Origin of the sequence: Sphingobacterium sp. xlx-130, assembly GCF_011007405.1 — a bacterium.
GTDB lineage: Bacteria > Bacteroidota > Bacteroidia > Sphingobacteriales > Sphingobacteriaceae > Sphingobacterium > Sphingobacterium luzhongxinii.
In genome coordinates this window covers 69,636-90,977 of sequence record NZ_WFKN01000003.1, presented here as the reverse complement: position 1 = coordinate 90,977, position 21,342 = coordinate 69,636, and the positions used below count along the sequence as shown (strand labels likewise).

20 protein-coding genes are annotated in these 21,342 nt (G+C 41.0%); 9 read left to right on the top strand and 11 right to left on the bottom strand.

Annotated elements, in window-relative coordinates:
• Positions 1–103: 103 nt before the first annotated feature.
• From scpB to rpsF, 7 genes are all read right to left on the bottom strand, one after another.
• Positions 104–664: an SMC-Scp complex subunit ScpB gene (gene scpB, locus G7B18_RS03615; protein ID WP_164108346.1), complete on the bottom strand. Its 561-nt coding sequence runs from the start codon at positions 662–664 to the stop codon at positions 104–106.
• A gap of 9 nt (positions 665–673) precedes the next feature.
• Positions 674–1,798: a cyclic dehypoxanthinyl futalosine synthase gene (gene mqnC / locus G7B18_RS03610; protein WP_164122084.1), complete on the bottom strand. Its 1,125-nt coding sequence runs from the start codon at positions 1,796–1,798 to the stop codon at positions 674–676.
• Between the two features lie 27 nt (positions 1,799–1,825).
• Positions 1,826–2,482 (bottom strand): HAD family hydrolase, encoded by a 657-nt coding sequence (locus G7B18_RS03605; protein ID WP_164108348.1) that lies wholly within the window; start codon positions 2,480–2,482, stop codon positions 1,826–1,828.
• 8 nt (positions 2,483–2,490) lie between these two features.
• Positions 2,491–2,805, bottom strand: coding sequence for a hypothetical protein (locus G7B18_RS03600; protein WP_164108349.1), 315 nt, complete (start codon positions 2,803–2,805; stop codon positions 2,491–2,493).
• Between the two features lie 168 nt (positions 2,806–2,973).
• Positions 2,974–3,417, bottom strand: a complete 444-nt coding sequence (gene rplI, locus G7B18_RS03595; RefSeq protein ID WP_164108350.1) for a 50S ribosomal protein L9 — start codon at positions 3,415–3,417, stop codon at positions 2,974–2,976.
• A gap of 14 nt (positions 3,418–3,431) precedes the next feature.
• Positions 3,432–3,695, bottom strand: a complete 264-nt coding sequence (rpsR, locus tag G7B18_RS03590) for a 30S ribosomal protein S18 (RefSeq protein WP_021072256.1) — start codon at positions 3,693–3,695, stop codon at positions 3,432–3,434.
• Positions 3,695–4,063, bottom strand: coding sequence for a 30S ribosomal protein S6 (gene rpsF / locus G7B18_RS03585; protein ID WP_164108351.1), 369 nt, complete (start codon positions 4,061–4,063; stop codon positions 3,695–3,697). Before rpsF ends, rpsR begins: the two co-directional genes overlap by 1 nt.
• A 178-nt stretch (positions 4,064–4,241) precedes the next feature.
• Between rpsF and G7B18_RS03580 the strand changes: the two genes are divergently transcribed.
• The 5 genes from G7B18_RS03580 (at position 4,242) to G7B18_RS03560 (ending at position 9,088) form a co-directional block, all read left to right on the top strand.
• Complete coding sequence (locus tag G7B18_RS03580) at positions 4,242–4,802, top strand: Crp/Fnr family transcriptional regulator (protein WP_164108352.1); 561 nt, start codon at positions 4,242–4,244, stop codon at positions 4,800–4,802.
• Between the two features lie 186 nt (positions 4,803–4,988).
• Positions 4,989–6,377 (top strand): TolC family protein, encoded by a 1,389-nt coding sequence (locus G7B18_RS03575; RefSeq protein ID WP_164122083.1) that lies wholly within the window; start codon positions 4,989–4,991, stop codon positions 6,375–6,377.
• 10 nt (positions 6,378–6,387) lie between these two features.
• Positions 6,388–7,356, top strand: coding sequence for an HlyD family secretion protein (locus tag G7B18_RS03570; RefSeq protein WP_164122082.1), 969 nt, complete (start codon positions 6,388–6,390; stop codon positions 7,354–7,356).
• Between the two features lie 2 nt (positions 7,357–7,358).
• Complete coding sequence (locus G7B18_RS03565) at positions 7,359–8,531, top strand: ABC transporter permease (protein WP_164122081.1); 1,173 nt, start codon at positions 7,359–7,361, stop codon at positions 8,529–8,531.
• Between the two features lie 32 nt (positions 8,532–8,563).
• Positions 8,564–9,088 carry a GNAT family N-acetyltransferase gene (locus tag G7B18_RS03560; protein WP_164108356.1) on the top strand — a complete coding sequence of 175 codons (525 nt, stop codon included), beginning with the start codon at positions 8,564–8,566 and terminating at the stop codon, positions 9,086–9,088.
• On the opposite strand, the gene G7B18_RS03555 is transcribed toward G7B18_RS03560, so the two are convergent.
• From G7B18_RS03555 to G7B18_RS03540, 4 genes are all read right to left on the bottom strand, one after another.
• Positions 9,071–10,036 carry an alpha/beta fold hydrolase gene (locus tag G7B18_RS03555; protein WP_164122080.1) on the bottom strand — a complete coding sequence of 322 codons (966 nt, stop codon included), beginning with the start codon at positions 10,034–10,036 and terminating at the stop codon, positions 9,071–9,073. The genes G7B18_RS03560 and G7B18_RS03555 overlap by 18 nt on opposite strands.
• Positions 10,037–10,167: 131 nt before the next feature.
• Positions 10,168–12,351 carry a DUF4954 family protein gene (locus G7B18_RS03550; RefSeq protein ID WP_164122079.1) on the bottom strand — a complete coding sequence of 728 codons (2,184 nt, stop codon included), beginning with the start codon at positions 12,349–12,351 and terminating at the stop codon, positions 10,168–10,170.
• A 1-nt stretch (position 12,352) separates the two neighbouring features.
• A complete protein-coding gene (glmS, locus tag G7B18_RS03545; protein WP_164122078.1) occupies positions 12,353–14,194 on the bottom strand; it encodes a glutamine--fructose-6-phosphate transaminase (isomerizing) in 1,842 nt (613 codons plus the stop codon).
• A 277-nt stretch (positions 14,195–14,471) separates the two neighbouring features.
• Positions 14,472–14,897 carry a hypothetical protein gene (locus G7B18_RS03540; RefSeq protein WP_164108360.1) on the bottom strand — a complete coding sequence of 142 codons (426 nt, stop codon included), beginning with the start codon at positions 14,895–14,897 and terminating at the stop codon, positions 14,472–14,474.
• A 92-nt stretch (positions 14,898–14,989) separates the two neighbouring features.
• On the opposite strand from G7B18_RS03540, the gene G7B18_RS03535 reads away from it, so the two are divergent.
• The 4 genes from G7B18_RS03535 to G7B18_RS03520 all read left to right on the top strand — a co-directional run bounded on the left by G7B18_RS03535 (position 14,990) and on the right by G7B18_RS03520 (position 21,307).
• Complete coding sequence (locus tag G7B18_RS03535) at positions 14,990–16,345, top strand: TolC family protein (protein ID WP_164108361.1); 1,356 nt, start codon at positions 14,990–14,992, stop codon at positions 16,343–16,345.
• Between the two features lie 142 nt (positions 16,346–16,487).
• Positions 16,488–19,643, top strand: coding sequence for an efflux RND transporter permease subunit (locus G7B18_RS03530; protein ID WP_164122077.1), 3,156 nt, complete (start codon positions 16,488–16,490; stop codon positions 19,641–19,643).
• A 4-nt stretch (positions 19,644–19,647) separates the two neighbouring features.
• Complete coding sequence (locus G7B18_RS03525; RefSeq protein ID WP_164108363.1) at positions 19,648–20,736, top strand: efflux RND transporter periplasmic adaptor subunit; 1,089 nt, start codon at positions 19,648–19,650, stop codon at positions 20,734–20,736.
• A 13-nt stretch (positions 20,737–20,749) separates the two neighbouring features.
• A complete protein-coding gene (locus G7B18_RS03520; RefSeq protein ID WP_164122076.1) occupies positions 20,750–21,307 on the top strand; it encodes a TlpA family protein disulfide reductase in 558 nt (185 codons plus the stop codon).
• Positions 21,308–21,342 lie beyond the last annotated feature (35 nt).

Genomic DNA, 21,342 nt, shown 5'->3' with positions numbered 1-21,342 from the left:
ATTCTAGCGTAAAATTAGATAAGAAAATCAAAACATAAAATTTTTTTTAAAAAATATAGGTTTGATTATCAGGTTGCTCACTTTTAATAAAATGGGACTGGCCTTAATCGATAATCTCGCCGATACTGTTTTCTTCGTTTATGATATCTTTAAGTTGTGGTAAATCTTTTACAGAGTTGATGCCAAAATGATTCATGAACTGATCGCTGGTGGCGTAAAGTAACGGCTTTCCTATGCTTTCGGCCTTTCCTGCAATCTTTATCAAATCCTTTTCAAGCAAACGTTGTATGGAATAGTCACAATTTACTCCCCGAATCTGTTCGACTTCCAACTTGGTGATCGGTTGTCTATAAGCAATGATGGCCAGGGTCTCTAGTCCGGCCTGACTTAACTTTTTACGATCCCTATGCGCTTGCAATTGATTAATTGCGTCATGGTATACCACTTTGGTTAGAAACTGGTATTTGTTGTTGACCGGAGTGAGTGTGAATATGGAATTCTCATCTTCGTATTTCGCCTTAATCTTATCCAGAAATGAATTCACTTCGTCTTTGTTTATATCAATCAACAGCGCATCCTGAAGTACATGTTTGATTTCATTGGCGGAGATCCCCTCTTCAGACGCGAAAATCAGGGCTTCAATATTGAGCATTATATCTTTCATTCCAGGAGACTAATAATTTATAACTTGTTCAATCATTGATGCTGGCATCTCTCGAAACTGATACGTCTGTGTGCGTAACTGCGGTTCGAATCCAGCTTCTTTAATAGCGTCTTGAATCGATTTTGAAGTGAAGCGGTGTGGTGCTCCAGCTGCTGAAACCACATTTTCTTCTATCATGATAGAGCCAAAATCATTGGCGCCACTGTGTAGGCATAGTTGTGCCACCGGTTTTCCAACAGTCAACCAGGATGCTTGAATGTTTTTAATGTTTGGTAGCATAATTCTACTTAAAGCAATCATACGTATATATTCATCGCCGGTTACATTATTTGCTATGCCGCGTAGCCTTTTTAACAAAGTACCATCGTCCTGAAAGGGCCATGGTATGAATGCTATAAAGCCATAGCTATCCGCGGGCTTTTCACTTTGAACTTGTCGGATCCATTCAAGATGCTCGAAGCGTTCTTCTATGGTTTCTATATGACCAAACATCATCGTAGCTGAGGTTGGAAGATTGATCTTATGGGCTGCACGCATGACATCTAGCCATTCTTGTCCACCGCATTTTCCTTTGGAGATCAATCGACGTACTCTGTCGTTTAATATTTCTGCTCCAGCACCTGGAAGTGAATCTAACCCGGCTTCTTTGAGTACAGTTAATACTTCTAGGTGGGACATCCCCTCTAATTTTGCGACGTGTGCTATTTCGGGAGGTCCTAGTGCGTGTAGTTTCAGCGTGGGGTATAATTCTTTAAGCTCGCTGAAAAGGTTTTGGTAGAAGGCGATTCCTAAATCGGGATGATGCCCGCCCTGTAGTAATAACTGATCGCCGCCGTATTTAAAAGTTTCTTCTATTTTAAGCTTATAGGTCTCTATATCCGTGATGTAGCTATCTTCGTGCCCCGGTCTTCTAAAAAAGTTGCAAAATTTACAGTTGGCGATACAGACATTTGTCGTATTTACATTTCTATCTATTTGCCAAGTAACTTTGCCATGTGGGACTTGTTGTTTTCTCAATTGATTAGCAACATGGGCCAGCGCTGTGGTGGTTGCGTTGTGGTATAAAAATATACCTTCTTCTTTTGAAAGAAACTCAAATTGAAGTGCACGCTCTAGTAGATTTTCAACATTCATTAATAGCAAAGATAAGTAGTTTTTTAATTAATCTATAAGATTTAGCAGACTATGGAGCTGGATTTCTGTATAATCTGAGATGTATAAATCACACGGGGGTAGTTCGCTTTTGCTGTGCGAGCTGAGTACACCTACGACCTTCATCTTCGCATTTATTGCTGCGCTGACCCCTGAAAAGGAATCTTCAAATACAAGGCATCGCTCTTTCGGAACGTTGAGTTTGGCGGCAGATTTGAGGTATATTTCCGGATCTGGTTTGTGTTTTTCGACATCTTCGCTACACATAAAAGAGTCCATCATATTTCTAATATTCAACCCGTCGACAATAAGATCCATATTGGCTCGTGGTGCGGATGTGGCAACGCCTGTTTTGACTTTTTCCTGCTTTAGCAATTTTAAAAAGTCGATATATCCGGGGATATCTTTGACATACTGCGCATAAATATCCCGGAATAGCCCCTCTTTTTCTCTTTCTAGATCTATTAATTCCTCCCCTTCTATTTTTCTGTTGAAAAAATGGGACATGATGTAGGAGTTGTGTTTGCCATACATATGTTGCTCAAATTGGGCGAGATTGTACGAAATATTGTGCTTGTCAAAAAAGGCCTCAAAGGCTTTGGAATGATAAGGATTTGTATGCGCGATGACGCCGTCCATATCAAATAATATAGCTATTTCTTGCATGTATATTCTTAGTCTCTTCTGATAAACTCCCGGTCTTCTTCGGAAAGAGGATTGGGAGCGTAGGGTGATGTTGGATTTGTGTTTTGATCTGTTATTAAAGGGGGATTGGGGTTAGTAACAGCGTATTCTTTAGGGTGTTTTTTGCGACGTCTGAATAGGATACCCCCTGTAATCATCCCCAACACGTAAAAAGTAGCAAGTATTATTAACTTTGATGTCCTAATCTCTCCAAAGAACCAGAATGAACTTTCTTCTTTATTGTTAAATAAGATGATGACAACGATTGCCAGTAGCATTGCAATGATGATTGTTTTTGGCCTCATATTAAAATACTGATTTAGTTCTGATTTGTGGGTAAAAATACTAAAAACTTTTATGATCCGCCAGTTGCTGTGGCAATGTGGGGATTTAAAGCTTTTGAGGATTGTTCTAAAAAATAAAAAAGGAGATAACATTTGTTATCTCCTTTGTATTTTTAGTGAGTTTTAGAATTACTCAGCTACTACTTCGAAAGGAACTTGAACTTTAACTTCTTTGTGTAAGTTTAAGTTAGCTACGTAGTCACCTATTGTTTTAGGCTCTACTTCGAAAGTAATACGACGACGATCTACATCGTAACCTTGGGCTTTCAACGCATCAGCAATCTGAATGCTGTTTACTTTACCGAAGATTTTGCCAGTTTCACCAGCTTTAGCACCAATAGAAAGTTTTACATTTTCTAATTTAGCAGCTAATTCTGTAGCGTCTTTCTTGATTTTGTCTTGTTTGAACTGAGCTTGTTTGATATTCTCAGCCAATACTTTTTTTGCTGATGGCGTAGCCAAAATAGCAAATCCTTGAGGAATTAAGTAGTTACGGCCAAAACCTGGTTTTACTACTACGATATCGTCTTTCTCACCAAGGTGTTTAACATCTTGTTTTAATATAATTTCCATTTATCGTATCCTCCTTATTTTAATGAATCTGCTACGTAAGGCATTAGACCGATGATACGCGCACGTTTCACGGCTTGAGCTACTTTACGCTGGAATTTCAACGATGTACCTGTAAGACGGCGAGGTAAGATTTTACCTTGGTCGTTAACAAACTTCATTAGGAAGTTTGCGTCTTTGTAATCGATGTACTTAATACCGTTTTTCTTAAAACGACAGTATTTTTTACGGTTGTCCTCTACTTTAGGAGCTGTCACGTATTGGATGTTTTCTTTTGACATTAGTTTGCTACCTCCTCAGTTTTAGTTTCAGCTTTCTTGTTGAATGCACCGCTGCGTTTTTTCTCGCTGTAAGCAATAGCATGCTTATCAAGAGCGATAGTTAAGAAGCGCATCACACGCTCATCACGCTTGTATTCAACCTCTAGTTTTTTAATTAATTCACCTGGAGCCTTGAATTCAGTTAAGTGATAAAATCCAGTTGTTTTTTTCTGGATTGGATACGCTAATTTTTTCAAACCCCAATTATCTTCTGCGATAATTTCGGCTCCGCCTTCTGTTAGGATGCTTTTGAATTTTGCGATTACTTCTTTCGCAGCATCTTCTGAAAGCAACGGGGTAAGAATGATTACAGATTCGTACTGTTGCATTTTTTAAATAGTTATGTTAATTTAAATATTCCGTAACTCACGGAAGTGCAAAGATAGAAATATTTTTCTTTTTTTTTGTTATAGGCTTAATAAAAAACAAAAAGTGAATCGGCATTGCTTTTTTTGGGACAAATGGATATATTCAAGTTGAATTGTATCATGTTGACAAGAAATTAAAATGAGAATTATTGACTATTTGAAAAGTCTATACCCTATAAATGAGGAACTGGAGTTATTCTTTGCTCAAACGGCAGAAAGTAGAAGTTATGGTAAGGGAGATATCATCTTTGCGCCGGACAGCTATTTGAGGCATGTCTATTTTGTAGAAACTGGATTTACGAGGATCTATTATAACAAAGGAAACCGCGATGTAACCCATTATTTTTTCGGACCCGATACTTTTGGTACGGGGATCGAGAGTCTTTTTTACCAAAAACCCTCGGTATTTGGTTTTCAGGCACTAACGGATACTGTCGTAATGGCGATTCCGTTTTTAGCCATAAAGCAGCTGGCCGAGACGAATATTACCATGAATCATATTATTCAGAAAATATTATTGGACTCATTGATAAGTTTTTCTAGACGGTTTTATAATATGCAGTTTGAGACGGCTAGCGAAAGGTACCAGTCATTAATGCTTGAAAATCCAGCGTTGTTTCAGCAGGCGACATTAGGCCATATCGCTTCTTATCTGGGAGTATCCCAGCAGACATTATCTGTAATACGCGGTTTAAAATAGTAGTTTTTTTTAAGATATCTTAAAATTCGAGCAACAAATAAGCTGTATTTTTGTCTTTAGTTTATGAATATGAAATACCCCATGCAGTATAGACTGCACAAACACAAATGAGTTTGCTTTGTATCCGCCAGCTGGCGGATGATAGTTGAAAGTCAAATTGTACACATATGAAATAATTGTATAGATATGAAATATACGTCTTATTGTATTTTTCTCTTGTTTTCTCTCGGATATTGCTTTCCGAAGCTAAAGGCGCAGCAGCAATTGTCCGATTTTAAGCAGCCGGTAGAACAGGCTGTTAAACATAATAAAGGGTTGCAGAATGCCTATCTGGAAAATCAAAAGGTAGTTTTGGAAAGGGAAGAGGTGAAAGGCAAATTCCTGCCTACAGTATCTATCAATGGGGGATATGGTTACCTCAACAGCGCAGTAGATTTGGATCTATCCGCCCATCAGCTTCCTATAACAGGTATCAATCTGTTTGAAGGGTCACAACGCTCCAGCCTTTCTACACAGATTGCAATGGCTGGGGTTACGGCAAAGCAGGTTATTTTTAGTGGGCTACAGATCACTAATGGACAGAAAGCTCTGGAGCAGAAATTTAAGGCTCAATCCTTGATGCGTGAAGCTGGGAAGGATCAAATCGCTCAAGAGGTAATGTATTCCTTCGATCAACTCATGTTATTGAGAGAAGTTGATCTTCTTATTAAGGATTCCGAACGTAGGCTGAACAAAGAACACTTGAAGGTTGTTAAAGCCATTGAGAATGGATTGGCCATCCCTTATGATCGGGACAAGATAAAACTGGCCATGCTGGAATTGGAGAGTAAAAAGGCCGAAGTGAGCAGTAGCCGGGAGTTGCTATATTTTAAATTGGAAGAGTTAACGGGGCTGGACAAGGATCAGCTGAAGATGGTAGTTTATCCACTGACTGAAATAGCTCTGGCTTTGGAGGAGGCAACAGTGATGAATCGTAAAGAGATACAGGCATTAGAAGCGTCACAAAAAGCCTATGGATACGCTTTGAAAAAGGAACAAGGGGCGAAACTGCCATTAGTGTTTGCTTTTGGAAATGTCTCTTATTTGAATGCATTTGATTCGCGGTTTACTTTAAAAGATTTGCCTCAGGTCGGCGATGTCAAAGTGAAGACCAATCACTTGCAATTAGCCCCTAATTATGCTGTAGGAATCGGTTTAAAATGGAACGTGTTTGAAGGTAAATCGCATAAAAGTGCTATTGAAAAGGCTAAGTTGGATATCCAGATTAATTCAAACAAGCTGGAAGACACGCGGGAAAAGCTCAGCTTACTACAGCGTAAAACCCGGTCGGACTACGAGCTGAGTATGAAAAAAATCGGCGTGAATCAACAGCAGGTCGCTATTGCAAAGAATAATTTGCATCTGGCTTCGAGACAGTTTGAGGAAGGATTGAGCGATGTCACCGAACGGCTGGAAGCTGAAAATGAATTTTATAAGCAATCGTTGAATTATTACAGCCAGGTACTCCATCAACGTAATGCGGTGGCTGAGCTTTTAAAGGCGAATGGAAACCTTTATGAAACAATTATAAGATAATTTATTAAAGATGAAGAATATACTTTATATAGTCTTTGCTACCTTATTTGTACAAGGATGTTCGAGTAATAATACGAAGCAACAAAAGGTGTTGGAAGGCAAAATCGAACGGGACCAGATCGCAGTGACTACTAAGATACCTGGGAAAATCCAGAAAATTTTGGTGGAAGAAGGACAGATGGTCAATAAAGGAGATACTTTGGTAATTCTGGAGATTCCAGAAGTAGATGCTAAATCTATTCAGGCACAAGGCGCATTAGAGGCTGCCCAGGCGCAGTATGATATGGCTGTCAAAGGGGCTACCGATGGACAATTAACCCAGCTTAAGGCGAAGGTTGACGGACTGAAGGAACAGTATGATTTTGCAAAAAAATCATTGGACCGCATGCAGAATCTGCTGCGGGATTCATTGGTCGCCCAACAAAAATATGATGAGGTGTATGCAAAATACCAAGGTGCAAAAAATCAATATTTAGCGGCCCAGGCAGAATTGGCCGATGTGAAACATGGAGCACGTATTGAGCAGCAGAAGATGGCATTGGGACAGAAGGAGAGAGCTATAGGAGCTGTTTCTGAGGTCAACGTGGCAGCAAAAGAAAGATATATCATCGCACCGCAGGACATGTCGATCGAAAACATCAATTTAAAAGTCGGGGAATTGGCTCTGGCTGGTTACAGTCTAGTTTCTGGGTACATAGTAGATGGTACTTACTTCAGGTTGACTGTCCCAGAAAGCCGTGTTAAAGACTTTCAAAAAAATGCGATCAAAACGCTTGCTATCCCTTATCTCGACTATAAGACGCTAACGGCAAAAGTAGAGACAATCAAATCTTTGAGTAACTATGCCAGCATCAGTACTGCATATCCTGATTTTGAGCAACAGGAAACCCTTTTTGAAGTTCGGTTGAAACCGACAAATAATACAGACAATAAAGAACTGCTAACAAAGGCTACTTTTATCGTTAAAGACGAAAAATAATTATGAGGAACTTTTGGCATTTAATCAAAAGAGAGTTTGGCTTATTTTATCAAAATAAGGTTTTGCTCATTCTCTTTTTAGGCGCTCCGATCATGTATGGTGTTTTGGTAGGAGGGGTGTACAAGAAAGGTAAAGTAACGCATCTCCCTATCGTGGTTGTCGACGAAGATCGTAGCCCTTTGTCAAAACAGTTGATCGATATGTTCAACGAAAATGAGGTTATTTATGTTGCTGAATTAATGAATGATCCATTTGGTGCTAAGGAAGCAGCGATGAAAAAGGAGGCTACCGTGGTGGTGCATATCCCACGTAATTTTTCGTCCGATGTGAACTACAACCGCAGTACCGAATTGACGTTGTTTGTAAATGCTTCGAATACCCTGACCTCTAATTATGCGATGATGGCGGTCAATGTCTGTGCAGCGACCATGAAAGCCGGTATACAGATAAAATCCCAGGAAAAGAAAGGTGTACCTAGTTATGTGGCGACACAGCAGTATGAACCGTTTAAAACGACTATGGTAAAGCAGAATATACGTAGTGGTAATTACCTGTATTTTATGTTGCCCGGGGTTTTGCTGACGGTATTGCAACAGGTGATGATGTTGGGGCTGGCGCTGAGCTTTGCCTCGGAGTTTGAAAATAATACTTTTAGAGAACTGGTCGCCAAAAGTTCCAATGTTTTTGTCCTTATTCTTGTAAAGATTATGCCTTACATACTCATGTCATTCTTTATCTATGGACTGTATTATGGCTATTCCGCCTATTATAAAATGCCCTTGCATGTAGAGGGATTAGCTTTTTTCGGTGCTTCTTTTTTATTTTTACTCGCAGTTGCTTTTTTAGGTATTCTCGTCAGTATAGCTATTCCGAATCAGCTGAAGGCGACCGAAATCTTAATGGTCATCGCAACGCCCTCTTTCATACTTAGTGGGTTTACCTGGCCCCTGAGTCAAATGCCAGACTGGATTGTATGGATTGCTAAACTTATTCCGCTGACGCACTACCTACATATTTTCAGGACCTTGGTTATAGAGCAGGGGACTGTCGATCTGATAAAATCTTCTGTATGGGGACTGGGAATTATTGCGATGGTATCTTTTTTGGGATCGGTCATTCTTTTACAGTTAAAGGTTAATAAGGTTAATAAGGTTAAGGAGGTTGATAAAGGTTAAGGAGGTTGATTATTATTTCCTTATTTTGACGAATGATCGAAAATATAGGCTTTAGAAAAGCTGTCGTAGCAGATGTGGATAATATATGGCCCATCTTTGATGAAGCTATCCGTAAACGTAAGGATGAAGGTTCGGATCAATGGCAAGATGGGTATCCCAATAGAGACGTTATCTTAGCAGATATTGAAAAGGGGTATGGTTTTGTTGCTGAACGAACGGAAACGGAACTGCTGGCTTATATCGCTATTATTGGAGATATAGAGCCTGCCTATGAGAAATTAGAAGGGGAGTGGCTCACGATACGTCCTTATACAGTAATACATAGATTGGCAGTTTCACAGAGTAACCCTATAAAAGGCTTGGGGACTTGGATGATGCGGGAAGCCGAGAAAGTTAGCTTATCTTGGGGTCGATCAAGCATAAAGGTGGATACAAACTATGATAACGTGGGGATGCTACGAGTATTTGATAAACTCGGATACGTGTATTGTGGAGAAGTCTGTTTTAGAGGCGGAGCACGTCGCAGGGCATTCGAAAAATTACTGGACGTTAACTGATTGAACATGCGCTAAAAGCCACTGTCCTATATCGGAGAAAACCTGTTCTTTGTTATCTTCCTGTAGTATTTCGTGGCGCTTTTCGGCGTATATTTGTGTAGAGATATCTTTAAAACCGGCCGCTTTAAGTTGTCGTTCGGTATGGTTTATTCCTTTACTAAAGTCGCCGATAGGATCATTTTCACCGCTGACCAGAAGTATCGGGAGATTGGTTGGGATATTTGTATACCAACCTTTTTTTGTTGCTTGTAACAGTATGGTTAATAAGGTGTAAAAGGCGTTGTTGGTAAATGGGATGCCGCAGCGACTATCTTGTTTAAATAGTCGTCTGTTGGATTTGCTGAGGCTCAGCCAGCTAGTATCGTCAAAATCGGCTTCGTTCTGGAACTTACTGTTGTTTATTTTGCTAAAGATTCCATTGATCAGCTTACTCCGTTTCTTTGGATTGAGTTTATTTAGCAGTGACAGTAAGCTCTTAAAGATTTCGGCCCCGGGTGTCTTAGCGCCGGTACCTATCCATACACTGCCATCAAATTCAGACCCGACCCGCTGTAGTACATTGCGCGTGATAAACGATCCCATAGAATGTCCGATAATAAAATGAGGTAGCTCTGGATGCATGTTCTTCAGATGGCGGTGTACCCCTATAGCATCTGAAATTAACCGATCTTGTGGTTGCTCTTTTTGAAAATACCCCTGTGCATTGGCATGGACTGCAGTGTTGCCGTGCCCGACGTGGTCGTAGAGGAGTACAGCAAAACCGAGGTTGCCGAGGTATTCTGCAAACTCCAGATAACGGCCGCTATGTTCTTGCATGCCATGTAGTATTAATATGGAGGCAACGATGGCTTTTTCCAACGGTTCTATATAAATGCTGTATAATCCATTTGGAGTTACGCTGTTGTCGCTGTTTGAAATATCGATATATTTTGTAGTCCTCTTTAACATGAAATGAACGTTGTTGAATTTTATTCAATATACTATTTTTATAGGCTATTTCGTCACTTTTTATATACTTTAACTTTAGAGGCATTTAAGTAAGGAAGCCCTCCGGTTTCGTTGGGAGGGCTTCGGAACACTTATTCCTGATTTAATAATTTTCTTATTCTTTCTTTAAAGACGATGTATTCTTCTTGCTGTTTGTTTAAGAAGCTGTTGTCTGCTAGTTTTCCGATTACAGTCTCCATTTCCTCCGTGGAATTGTAAGTCAGCATGCGGAACGGATTGTCATAGTCCTTTGCCCTTGATTTTTCTATTTCCTGGCAGATCCATTCCTTTGTTTTAAGACTCTGTTCAAGACAGTCCTGTATAAAATCGGTGGTCCATTCGCTGATTGGAAGGTTCGTTATTTCCGCCAAAGAGGCTATTGCATGAATAGTTTTGTCGCTTTGATACGTGCTACTCCATAGGTGATAGTGTTCATGGATGGTGCTCCAAGAATCTACTTTTCCGCTTTTTATATCCTCGACGAGAGTCTGTACCTGTTGATTTTTAGCTAATTGTCCACCAATGTTTTCAAATTTAGCACGCTGTATATCAGTTGGATTCTGCTTGTTGTTCGATAACTTAAAGGTTCTATTTTCGATTGCATCGGCTAGGTGTGTGCTGCCATAATAATGGATCATACGTTTAAAGATTCTGTAACAGGCTCTGACTTTTATCAATACGACTTTTCGGGTAGAATATTCGGTATTGGTCAGGTTTATCTCTCTTTTATCAAGATCAAAATCCTGATCCTCCAGAAGCTTAAATCCTAATATTCTGGGATCCATTTGAGGATTCAAATCTGACCAGGTCTTCCCCACTGCAACTTTGATTTCATCCAATGCGTCAAACATCTCATTGATTGTATCTGGAGCCAATACATCGTATTCGATGTGTTGATTTTTTAATGTTCTCTTGTCTCGGGATGTAAATTTGAACGTATTGCGCATTAAGGCATACATGTTGTATAAAAACCAATATCCAGGAACTATCAATAAACGGTTTTTCTCGATGTCGTTGCTGACTAGAGAAAAGGGAATGCGGATATCTAATTCATGCAAAAAGTCTCCTTTTACTAAAAGTGTATATGACGCAAATCTAGAGTTATGTTTGATACTCACGCATAGACCGGGCCAAAACCCCCGTCCGGCAATTATCTCTCCGTCTGCAGCGCGAGAATTGTGATTAGACCCAATGGTAGCACCTGCTGCCATATTACTCTGCCCCTTGATCAGCGCTGCACAAAGGAATGAATTGTTATGATGCTGTTCGTGAGCGGGAAATAAGAGCGAGTTCAGGACTTCACAACATGAGATGGTTGAGTTGTCACCCAGAAAAGAGTTAATCAAGCGTGCTCCATACTTTAGCTGTGAATGGGAAGAGAGAATAAAACGAACTGCTTTTACACCATAAAATATTCTACATCCGTAGCCTATTATGCCGTTTACGATTTCACAGCCTTCGCCAATTTGGGTAAACGCTTCTTCACTGGAATTTATTGTGACATTTTTGAGCTTATTTACTCCTTTGATATAGCTAAAGGGGCCTATTTTAACATCTTTTATGGTATTCGAGTTTTTCAGAACAACATGATCTGCGATGGTGCTGTAGTAACCTCTTTTTTTGGAAAAGCTATTGTCTGTTATCTCAACTAATCTATTCTGAAAGGTGCTATCATTGCGATAGCGTGACCACAAATAGACATCGGCAGCCTGCATTCCATCAAAAGGAATTACGGATCGACCTCCATTTTCGTTACAGAGCTCCATCCATATTCGCTTTTCCGGGTGCTCGTCGTCTTTGAGAATCCCATTTCCAAATTTGGCACTGTTACTACTTTCCATTTCATTGATGTTGGAAAGTATAACACTATCTCCGATAATAAAATGGGACATGTAACGGACATGATGTATAGCGGAGTATGCACCAATGTCTGAGCTTACAATAGTCGAGTTGTATATACCGCAAGGGAGACGAAGGTCTCTATAGGAAAGATATGCCTGGCGCATTGGCCCGATACGGACTAATCCATAGAATTTTGAGCTTTGAATCTGTTCTGGAAAAAATGGATCGCTAACGAGCACCTCCGACCAATTGGAACTGTAGTTAAGTTGATCCGTAAGTTTTTTTACCTCTAGGCTTGTCAATGGACGGAAGACCTTTTCTGTACCCAACTGTTCATTCCTAATATAGTATTCATCGGCCTGAGCCGGAATATGCTTCGGAGAAATAAAGCCATATCCAAGATTGGCTAAAGGTTCTTGTGTGATGAAGGTCATACTACTCTACTGTTACGGATTTGGCTAAGTTTCGAGGTTTGTCCACGTCACAGCCTCTCGCAATACCTATATAATACGCTAATAATTGTAATGGAATTGTAGAGAGTATTGGAGCGACAATTTCGTGCGCTTCGGGAATCTCGATAACATCGTCAGATAGGGAGGAGGCGAGCTTGTCATCACGGGATACTAAAGATATAAGCTGCCCTGAACGTGCCTTGATCTCTTGCATATTGCTGATGATTTTTTCATGGATTTTATCTTTTGTAGCGATGAATAATACCGGAAGATTCTTATCAACTAGTGCTATAGGTCCATGTTTCATCTCTGCGGCAGGATAGCCTTCGGCATGGATGTAGGATATCTCCTTGAGCTTTAAGGCTCCCTCGAGTGCTATGGGGAAATTGTAGCCACGGCCTAGGTACAGAAAATCTCTGGCATTGGCGTATTTATATGCTATGGCTTTAATTGTTTCGATCTGCGTATCCAGTATTTCTTGAGTTTTTTGGGGGATGAGTTGAAGTTCGCGTACCAATAATTCTGCTTGTTCAGGAGCTATTTTTTGTTTGTATTGGGCAAGTTTAATAGCGAACAGCAATAATGCCACGAGTTGTGTGGTGAAGGCTTTCGTGCTGGCCACCCCAATTTCTGGGCCTGCGTGGGTGTATATTCCTGAATCGGAGAGCCGGGCAATAGAAGAACCAACAACATTTACAATTCCAAATATAGTTGCGCCCTGTTGTTTGGCATTTTCCAAAGCGACTAACGTATCTGCTGTCTCACCACTTTGGGAAATAGCAATAATAACGTCTTCTTTATCAATTATAGGGTTTCTGTATCTAAATTCTGATGCATACTCGACCTCGACAGGAATCCGACATAATTCCTCAATCCAATATTCAGCAAGTAAAGCCGCATGCCAGCTGGTACCACATGCTACAATAATGATTCGATGAGCTGATAGAAGTTGGTCCTTAACCCTCTCAAGACCACTTAACGTTATTTGATGGGTATCCGCATCAACCCTTCCTCTAAGACAATCTTTAATAGCTTTAGGCTGCTCCACTATTTCTTTCAGCATAAAGTGTGGATATCCCGCCTTTTCTATACTAGCGAGCTCCATGTCGAGTTGCTGAATAAATGGGGTTACCTGTTCGTTGCCTAGATTTTTGAGTATAAGCTCGTCAGGTCTTATAATAGCGAGTTCATAATCGTTGATGTACACCACTTCTTTGGTATGCCCAAGCATTGGAGAAGCATCTGAGCCTAAGAAATGTTCGCCCTGGCCGATACCTATGACCAATGGGCTACCTTTGCGTGCTGCTATTATGGTGTCTGGCGTGTCCTGATCCAGGACGAGTATAACGTAGGCTCCTGTAATGCGTTTGAGCGCAATTCGGATTGCTTCTTCTAGGGGACAGTCGTTGTTGATCTTTATATCTTCAATAAAATTGAGAAGGACTTCGGAATCGGTTTCACTTTTGAAAACATATCCTTTTTTGAGTAACTCTTCTTTAATCGAAGCATAGTTTTCGATGATTCCATTGTGTACGAGGGCTAGCTTGCCACTTTGGGACGAATGGGGATGTGCGTTATAGTCTGAAGGTACGCCGTGTGTCGCCCATCTGGTATGTCCAATCCCTGTTGTAGACGAAAGGTCTGTCGATTTGATCAGTTCCTCTAAAGCTGCGACTTTTCCAGCGGTTTTGGAAATCAGTAACGCTTGTTGCGAATGAAGTGCAATACCTGCACTGTCGTATCCGCGGTATTCAAGTTTGTGCAATCCTTCTATCAAGTAAGGATATGCTTCACGATGGCCTACATAGCCAACAATTCCACACATAGTATCAAGTTTAATCTGTTAATAGGAAGTCAAAATTATGAATTTTCGATAAAACAATCGATTGCGTAACGTTTTTTAACAAAAAAATATTTTTTACATAAGATAGGTGGTAAAATGGAAATTTTTGGGAGTAGATGCTGTTAATATGCTATTGTTAGGAACTTTGCCTGTCCGGTATCTGAAAAATGGGAAGCGTAAAATAGGTGTTACATCTATTTTGATGTCTCAAGGAATAGTCTATTTTTCCTCAATTGAAGGTCTTTTAGGATGAGGAGAGCTACAAAATTTTATATTCGAACGCAATTATATTGCGTATAGTGGTAAATTTATGTAGGTTTGCCTTGATGAATAATCTTGGTGTCATAAAAAATAGTCCGTTCGCATTCTTTTTGCGGATCGTGGGGATTTTTATGGTTTTTATTTTGACCTCTTGTCCGATAAAAGCATCTATCAAGCAAAATTCTACGCAACAGACTTCTTCCGGATTAAGTATAAAGCAATCTAAACTTATGAATTCGTCTGAAGTTCGGTGTGTGTTAGACGGAAAAGAGCGTGTAGCAAAGGTTATCAATTCGGAGAGGGAGCTCTCGCCAGCTGTATTCCTCATAGCTTTCTTCTGTCTCCTATTTTTAAGCGTTTCTAAGAATAACGCTAAAATTCGCTTACCACAAGTTCCTCGTTCGGGGACCAATAATCTTTTCATATTCATTAATCGACTCAATTTATAGCATTCAGACACATTGACCGCCTAAGGGCTTTTTTATAATTGTGTTTATGTACTATAAAATTTAATTCATGATCAACAAGTTATGGACTTGTTTGCTCGTTATGGTAGCTGCACTTATCTCTAGTGATGTATATGGGCAGGTGCTTCAGAACTATTGGCAACAAGCTAAAGTAAACTATAAGGGATTTTCTATTAAAGACCGGGAAATCGGCATTGCCCGGTTGGACAGTGCCGCGGCGTTGGAAAGGTATAAGCCTCAGGTTTGGCTTCAATATCAACAAGGACTTAGCTCTTTAAATAATGTGTCGGGCGCATTCTACCCCATGCCCGGTATTTTCAATATCTCAGGTTCCAATGCCCTGGGCAGTAGCGCAAACACCTTCAATCAGTATGCTACGAGTAGCCTTAATTGGGATCTAGTCAATTTCGGGCGTAAAAATATGGATAGAAATCTAGGAGCTGCTGCGGTAAAGCGCTCGATTTGGGAATCTAATCAGTATGAGCTCTTGATACAGCAGGAGCTTTCCCAACGGTACATCAATTTTTTATACTATCAAACGCTTTTTAATTGGTATCAAGTACACCTGAAGAGATACCGGGATATCTTAGAGTTGACACGGGATTTAGCGGTAAGTGGTATTATCCCTAGTGCAGATACACTTCTCGTCTCCTCTTCGTTAAATAATGTTTTGTCTGAGCTGTCACAGGTATCGGGCCAGCTTAAAGGCAGCGTGTATGCTTTGTCAGAGTTTGTGGGTGATGCTATAGATACTGCTGCAGGCCGAGCGGATCGCTTCTTTACACTATTGGAAGGTAACACTCCTGGATTAATCCTTCAGCCTGTTTTAGAAATAAAGAAAGTAGAATCTGAAAAGCTGGATTATTTGGTGGAGAAATCAAAGCGACAGACTCTACCACGTGTGCTGGGGATAGGAGCGGTCTCCAGTCGTAGCTCGGGCGTGTCCCCAGAAGGTTTCGCGTCCAATAATTACGGTGACCTGTTTAGGAATTATGCACACAATTACTTTGTTGGAGTAGGTGTCAGTTGGAATCTGCAACAGTTGTTTACCGCAAAATCGGACCAAAAGATTTTTGAGGCGAAACGCCAAAAAGTCAACGAAGAGTATCAGGTATTGGATAGAGAAATTGAAAAGCGTGTATTGGATCTGGACACACAGGAAAAGCGGACTGCTGACGGTTTGATAGACTCCGACAGAAGCAAAAAAGAGGCTTCAGAAGCCTATGATATGTACAGGGTACGGTATGAAGGTGGATTAATCAATTTGGCGGAACTTTTGCAGGTACAGGCCATTTTGCTTCAAAATGAAAAGCAGAATCTTCTACAGTATTACAACTATTGGAATATTGTAATAAAGCGATCTTTCCTGGAAGCAGACTTTAATCCGGTCATCCAACATTTTTAATCAATGATAAGGATATGAAATATCCATGTAGCACAGGCTACACAAACACAAATGCGTATAGTTTGGATCCGCCGGCTGGCGGATGGCCGTTGAAAATCAAACCGATCCGCCAACTGGCGGATCACGAAGTAACTATTTACATATGAATATTATTAGAACAGCGCTGAGGAAGCCTATTGCATTCATTATGGTGATCATAGCGATTGCATATTTTTCCTGGCCCGTGATCCAAAAGATAAAAATTGACATCTTTCCCGAGATAGAGTCGCCTGCTATGTACATAGCAATGCCTTACGGCGGATTATCTCCGGCTTATATGGATGGTTTTATGGCCAATGAGTTTCAAAAGGTTTTACTTTTTGTCAATGGCGTTAAAGAAATGGATTTTAAAAGTATCCAAGGGCTTTCGTTGATGAAGTTGACATTTTATCCAGGAACGGACATGTCTCAAGCCTCTGCCGAGTTGAGTATGCAGGTGTCCCGTGCCATGGGGTTTTTACCTCCTGGAGCCGTGCCGCCTATGGTAGTTCGTTTTGATGGTAGCTCACTTCCTGTGGGGCAATTGGTATTTGATAGTGAGAAGCATTCGGTAACCGAGTTGCAAACCATGGCAATCACGAAGGTGCGGCCTATGTTTGTGAATATACCTGGAATTACTGCGCCAGCCCCTTTTGGGGGTAATATGCGTAGTCTGGTCGTGAATATTGATCCACAAAAGATGAAAGCCTCTGGCCTTAGTCCAGAGGAGATTACCTTGGCCATAACCAAAAACTCGGTGCCATCGCCGGCTGGAAATGTACGATTGGGTGATAAAAACCTGATGGCTCCCATCAATTCTATCGCTGATGGGGTCGAAGAGTTCTTGCAAACGCCGATTAAGGCCGTAGCTGGCGGTACACTATTGGTCGGAGATGTCGCGACAGTCGTGGACGCAGCAGATCAAACAGTGGGGTATGCATTGATAAATGGAAAGCGCTCGGTGTACCTTCCCATCATAAAAAAGCCTGATGCCTCCACATTAACGGCGGTCGATAACCTGAAAAAATCGCTGCCTATGTTGGAAAACCTCTTGCCGGAGGGTGTTAAGATTAGTTATGCTTTTGATCAATCGGTTTATATATCGAGATCACTATCTAACCTGATTTTTGAAGGAGCGTTGGGAGCTCTTCTGACGGGACTTATGGTTTTCCTTTTTTTGGGTGATGTACGTGGTGCGTTAATCGTTGTCTTAACTATCCCTATTGCTATTATTACAGCGGTGATAACGCTATATTTCTTTGGACAGAGTGTGAATATCATGACGTTGAGCGGTTTGGCCCTATCAATAGGTATTTTGGTGGATGAGGCTACGGTGACGATAGAAAATATTCACCAACATATGGAATTGGGTAAATCGAAGCCTAGGGCCATTTTGGATGCGCTTTTGGAAATATCTGCTCCTAAGCTGTTAATCTTACTTAGTATCTTGGCTGTACTTACCCCTGCATTTATGATGAGTGGTATCCCTAGGGATATGTTCATGCCTTTATCGTTGGCCGTTGCTTTCGCGATGATAGCATCCTTTATCGCTTCCCAGACTTTCGTGCCTATCATGGCTAATTGGATCATGAAATCCAAAACACATGGACAATTTGTCCGTAAGAAGCGTTCTTTTATGGAACGTATCAATGTTAAGTATGCTTTTTTAGTTCGTTCGCTCGTCCGTAGGTCTATGTTGCCTACTATGGGCTACCTGATCTTGAGTATTGGCGCTATTTTTCTAATGTTTTCGTTATTGGGCACTGATATTCTTCCAAGATCGGAAGGAGGGGACTTTCAGCTACGGATAAGGCTACCTGAAGGAACGCGACTGGAGACGAGTGAAGAAACAGTTCGTAAGATTGGAGAGTCCATTACAGAAATGCTACCTGTAAATAGCGTCAAGATGAGCTCTGCATTTGTAGGCATGCATCCTTCTGCAAACCCAATAAACCCCATTTTTTTGTTCAACAGTACAACAGGAGAGGGGGTTCTGCAGTTGTCGCTGAATAAGAAACTGATCGGCCTAAAGAATGACGAACTTAAGGAGCAGATACGTGAACGGATCCGTGAAAAATTTCCTTCGGTGGTTCTAAATTTTGAACCGATGGAGTTGATGGATAAAATTATTGGGCAGGGAGCTATGACACCGGTAGAAGTTAAAGTGAGCGCGCCGCAACTTCAGGCCGCGGAATCTTACGCTAAAAAGTTGGTTTCTAAGTTGTCTGCTTATGGGTTCTTGAGAGACGTGCAGATTGCAGAACCACTGCACTACCCAGTGATTGACATCAAACTGGATAGAACCCGTCTGGCTCAGTTTGGACTAACGGTACAACAGGTGTCTAGAAATATTTCAGCGACAACATCGTCAACGCGATTTACAGATAAAAATCTATGGGTGGATCCAAAGTCTGGTTTGGTATTCCAGGTTCAGGTTCAAGTGCCCGAGAATTTAATCCAGGCCGTAGAAGATCTGCGCGCTATGCCTTTACAAAAAGGCCAAGGTTATCCGATACTTGAAGATGTAGCGACTATTACATATAGTACGGTGGCTGGTCAGGTGAATCGGCGGGGCCCCAATCGTTATGTCACGATATTGGCAGATCTCCATAAAACGGATTTAGGTACAGCAAACACGGCTGTCGATCAGGCTATTTTAGAAATTGGAGATTTACCCAAAGGAATGCGTATATGGAAAGAAGGTACCTTGCCCTTGCTGGAAGAGACCCTGTCTGGATTATTAATAGGGTTGTCTATTGCTATCGTTGTTATTTTCTTTATGATGAGCGCTTATTATCAATCTATCCGTATTAGCTTGGTCATTCTTTCCGTGATACCTGCTGTAATTGCGGGCAGTTCGTTTTTTATCTGGTTTTTTGGCAGTACATTGAACCTGCAGTCTTACATGGGAATCATCATGTCTATCGGGGTGTCTGTCTCGAATGCTGTGTTGTTAGTCAATCAGGCAGAACAGAACCGCAAAACCTATTTTATATCGGCCCAGTTTGCGGCTATTGTTGCTGCAAAATCCCGTTTACGCCCTATTCTGATGACTGCAGCAGCAATGATCGCAGGGATGATTCCTATGGCCTTGGGTATGGGAGATGGTGGGGAACAGATTGCTCCATTAGGACAGGCCGTAATCGGAGGGTTGGTCACTTCTACTTTTGTCATCTTATTGATGATACCACTCTTATTTTCATTGATGATGAAGAAAGCTACTTATCTAGCGCCTTCACTGGATCCCGATGATGTAAATAGTAAGTTTTATAATAATTAAAGAAATGGTAAAATATAGTTTTTTATTAGTTTTCGTCGTATTCCTTGGTTGTAAACCGAAGGAGGATGATAAGCAGGGTAAGGATAAGACAAAGAGGGATTTACTGGAGTTGGAGGTTTCGCGCCCCCAGTCCTTGCAGCCTGAATACAGTCTTAAACTGACAGGCGAACTTCAACCGCAAGAGTCTGTTGCTTTGTTTTCTAAAGTAAAGGGTTTTGTTAGACAGATTCATGTTGATGTGGGTGATTATGTCCATAAAGGACAGTTGCTTGCACGGATGGAGGCTCCGGAGATGGATATCCAGAGTACCGCCGATAGGGCAAAACAGAATCAGCTGATGGCAAATTATGAAGTGAGTAAGCTCCGCTATAAGAGACTGGACGATGTAGATAGACGTAAAAAAGGCGCTATTTCGGCTCTTGAGCTGGAGAAGGCATATGGCGACATGCTAAGGGATAGTGCTGCTGTTGTTGAAGCTGGTGGGACTTATCAAAAGTCCAAGCAAATGGAAGATTATCTCCTGATCCGGGCACCATTTTCTGGAATTATTACCCAGCGTAATTTTTCGAAAGGGGCTCTTTTAGGCGACAACGGAATACCCATGTTTAATTTGGTGAGTAATGATAAGCTTAAGTTGAAAGTCGTAGTGCCGGAAGTGCATGGGAAATCTGTTTCGGATAGCACTACAGCCGAGTTTCAGGTGTTGAGCGTCCCTAATCGGATATTCTCGACAAAACTTAAAAGAAATACAAAATTCATTGATCCTACGACACGGTCACTTAGCTTAGAGTTTGAGGTGCCTAATGCGGATAAAGGGTTAATCGGGGGGGACTTTGCCGATGTGAAATTATCTTTGCAAAGAAAACATAAAACAATGTTTGTCCCCAAAGGTGCAGTGGTCAACGCCCAGTCTGGTATATTTGTGGTAAGAATAGGGGAAGATGGCAAGGCAGAACGTGTATCCGTGCGAACTGGTATTTCCTACAATGATCTGATTGAGGTATTTGGTCGTATTGGATTGGAAGATCGTATTGTAAACCGCGCATCGGAGGAATTAACAACTGGAAAGATGGTTAAAACTTTAATGAATTAATACGTTAGATATTATGCTAAATAGGAAACAACAATTAATACTACTAATCTCGATTGGATTATTTACGGTCGGTTGTACCAATACCGCCAAAGAAAGGGGAGATAAAGAAGAAGATAACTTGGAAACCTCGGTCGAACTGGCTACAGAACCCATCGAGGAGGTGGTGAAAGCTAGTTTTATCGATATTAACAATGGCGTTACAACGTTGGATTCACTCCGTGGAAAAGTAGTGGTGATGAATTTTTGGGCTACATGGTGCCCGCCCTGCATTCGGGAGATGCCTTCTTTGAATGCACTATTTCTGGATCTGAAATCGAATACCAAGATTGTGTTTATGGCAATAGATGTCGATGTGGATATTAAAGGAGCAGCTAAATTTATGGCTAAAAACAAGTTTGATCTACCTCTATATACACTGCATACGCCGTTGCCTGCTGCGCTTGAAACAAATTCTATCCCAATGACGGTAATCTTAGATAAAAAGGGAAAGATTGCTGCCCAACATACGGGGATGGTAGATTTTGGTAATCAAAATATAAAAGCCAGTTTGATAAAGCTGGCTGAAGAATAGTTCTGTCGTGTAAATGGTCAGGGCATTTTTTTCCT

Coding starts and splice junctions, on each gene's coding strand:
- scpB (WP_164108346.1), bottom strand. CDS start 664: ATGAAAGATATAATGCTCAATATTGAAGCCCTGATTTTCGCGTCTGAA.
- mqnC (WP_164122084.1), bottom strand. CDS start 1,798: ATGAATGTTGAAAATCTACTAGAGCGTGCACTTCAATTTGAGTTTCTT.
- G7B18_RS03605 (WP_164108348.1), bottom strand. CDS start 2,482: ATGCAAGAAATAGCTATATTATTTGATATGGACGGCGTCATCGCGCAT.
- G7B18_RS03600 (WP_164108349.1), bottom strand. CDS start 2,805: ATGAGGCCAAAAACAATCATCATTGCAATGCTACTGGCAATCGTTGTC.
- rplI (WP_164108350.1), bottom strand. CDS start 3,417: ATGGAAATTATATTAAAACAAGATGTTAAACACCTTGGTGAGAAAGAC.
- rpsR (WP_021072256.1), bottom strand. CDS start 3,695: ATGTCAAAAGAAAACATCCAATACGTGACAGCTCCTAAAGTAGAGGAC.
- rpsF (WP_164108351.1), bottom strand. CDS start 4,063: ATGCAACAGTACGAATCTGTAATCATTCTTACCCCGTTGCTTTCAGAA.
- G7B18_RS03580 (WP_164108352.1), top strand. CDS start 4,242: ATGAGAATTATTGACTATTTGAAAAGTCTATACCCTATAAATGAGGAA.
- G7B18_RS03575 (WP_164122083.1), top strand. CDS start 4,989: ATGAAATATACGTCTTATTGTATTTTTCTCTTGTTTTCTCTCGGATAT.
- G7B18_RS03570 (WP_164122082.1), top strand. CDS start 6,388: ATGAAGAATATACTTTATATAGTCTTTGCTACCTTATTTGTACAAGGA.
- G7B18_RS03565 (WP_164122081.1), top strand. CDS start 7,359: ATGAGGAACTTTTGGCATTTAATCAAAAGAGAGTTTGGCTTATTTTAT.
- G7B18_RS03560 (WP_164108356.1), top strand. CDS start 8,564: ATGATCGAAAATATAGGCTTTAGAAAAGCTGTCGTAGCAGATGTGGAT.
- G7B18_RS03555 (WP_164122080.1), bottom strand. CDS start 10,036: ATGTTAAAGAGGACTACAAAATATATCGATATTTCAAACAGCGACAAC.
- G7B18_RS03550 (WP_164122079.1), bottom strand. CDS start 12,351: ATGACCTTCATCACACAAGAACCTTTAGCCAATCTTGGATATGGCTTT.
- glmS (WP_164122078.1), bottom strand. CDS start 14,194: ATGTGTGGAATTGTTGGCTATGTAGGCCATCGTGAAGCATATCCTTAC.
- G7B18_RS03540 (WP_164108360.1), bottom strand. CDS start 14,897: ATGAAAAGATTATTGGTCCCCGAACGAGGAACTTGTGGTAAGCGAATT.
- G7B18_RS03535 (WP_164108361.1), top strand. CDS start 14,990: ATGATCAACAAGTTATGGACTTGTTTGCTCGTTATGGTAGCTGCACTT.
- G7B18_RS03530 (WP_164122077.1), top strand. CDS start 16,488: ATGAATATTATTAGAACAGCGCTGAGGAAGCCTATTGCATTCATTATG.
- G7B18_RS03525 (WP_164108363.1), top strand. CDS start 19,648: ATGGTAAAATATAGTTTTTTATTAGTTTTCGTCGTATTCCTTGGTTGT.
- G7B18_RS03520 (WP_164122076.1), top strand. CDS start 20,750: ATGCTAAATAGGAAACAACAATTAATACTACTAATCTCGATTGGATTA.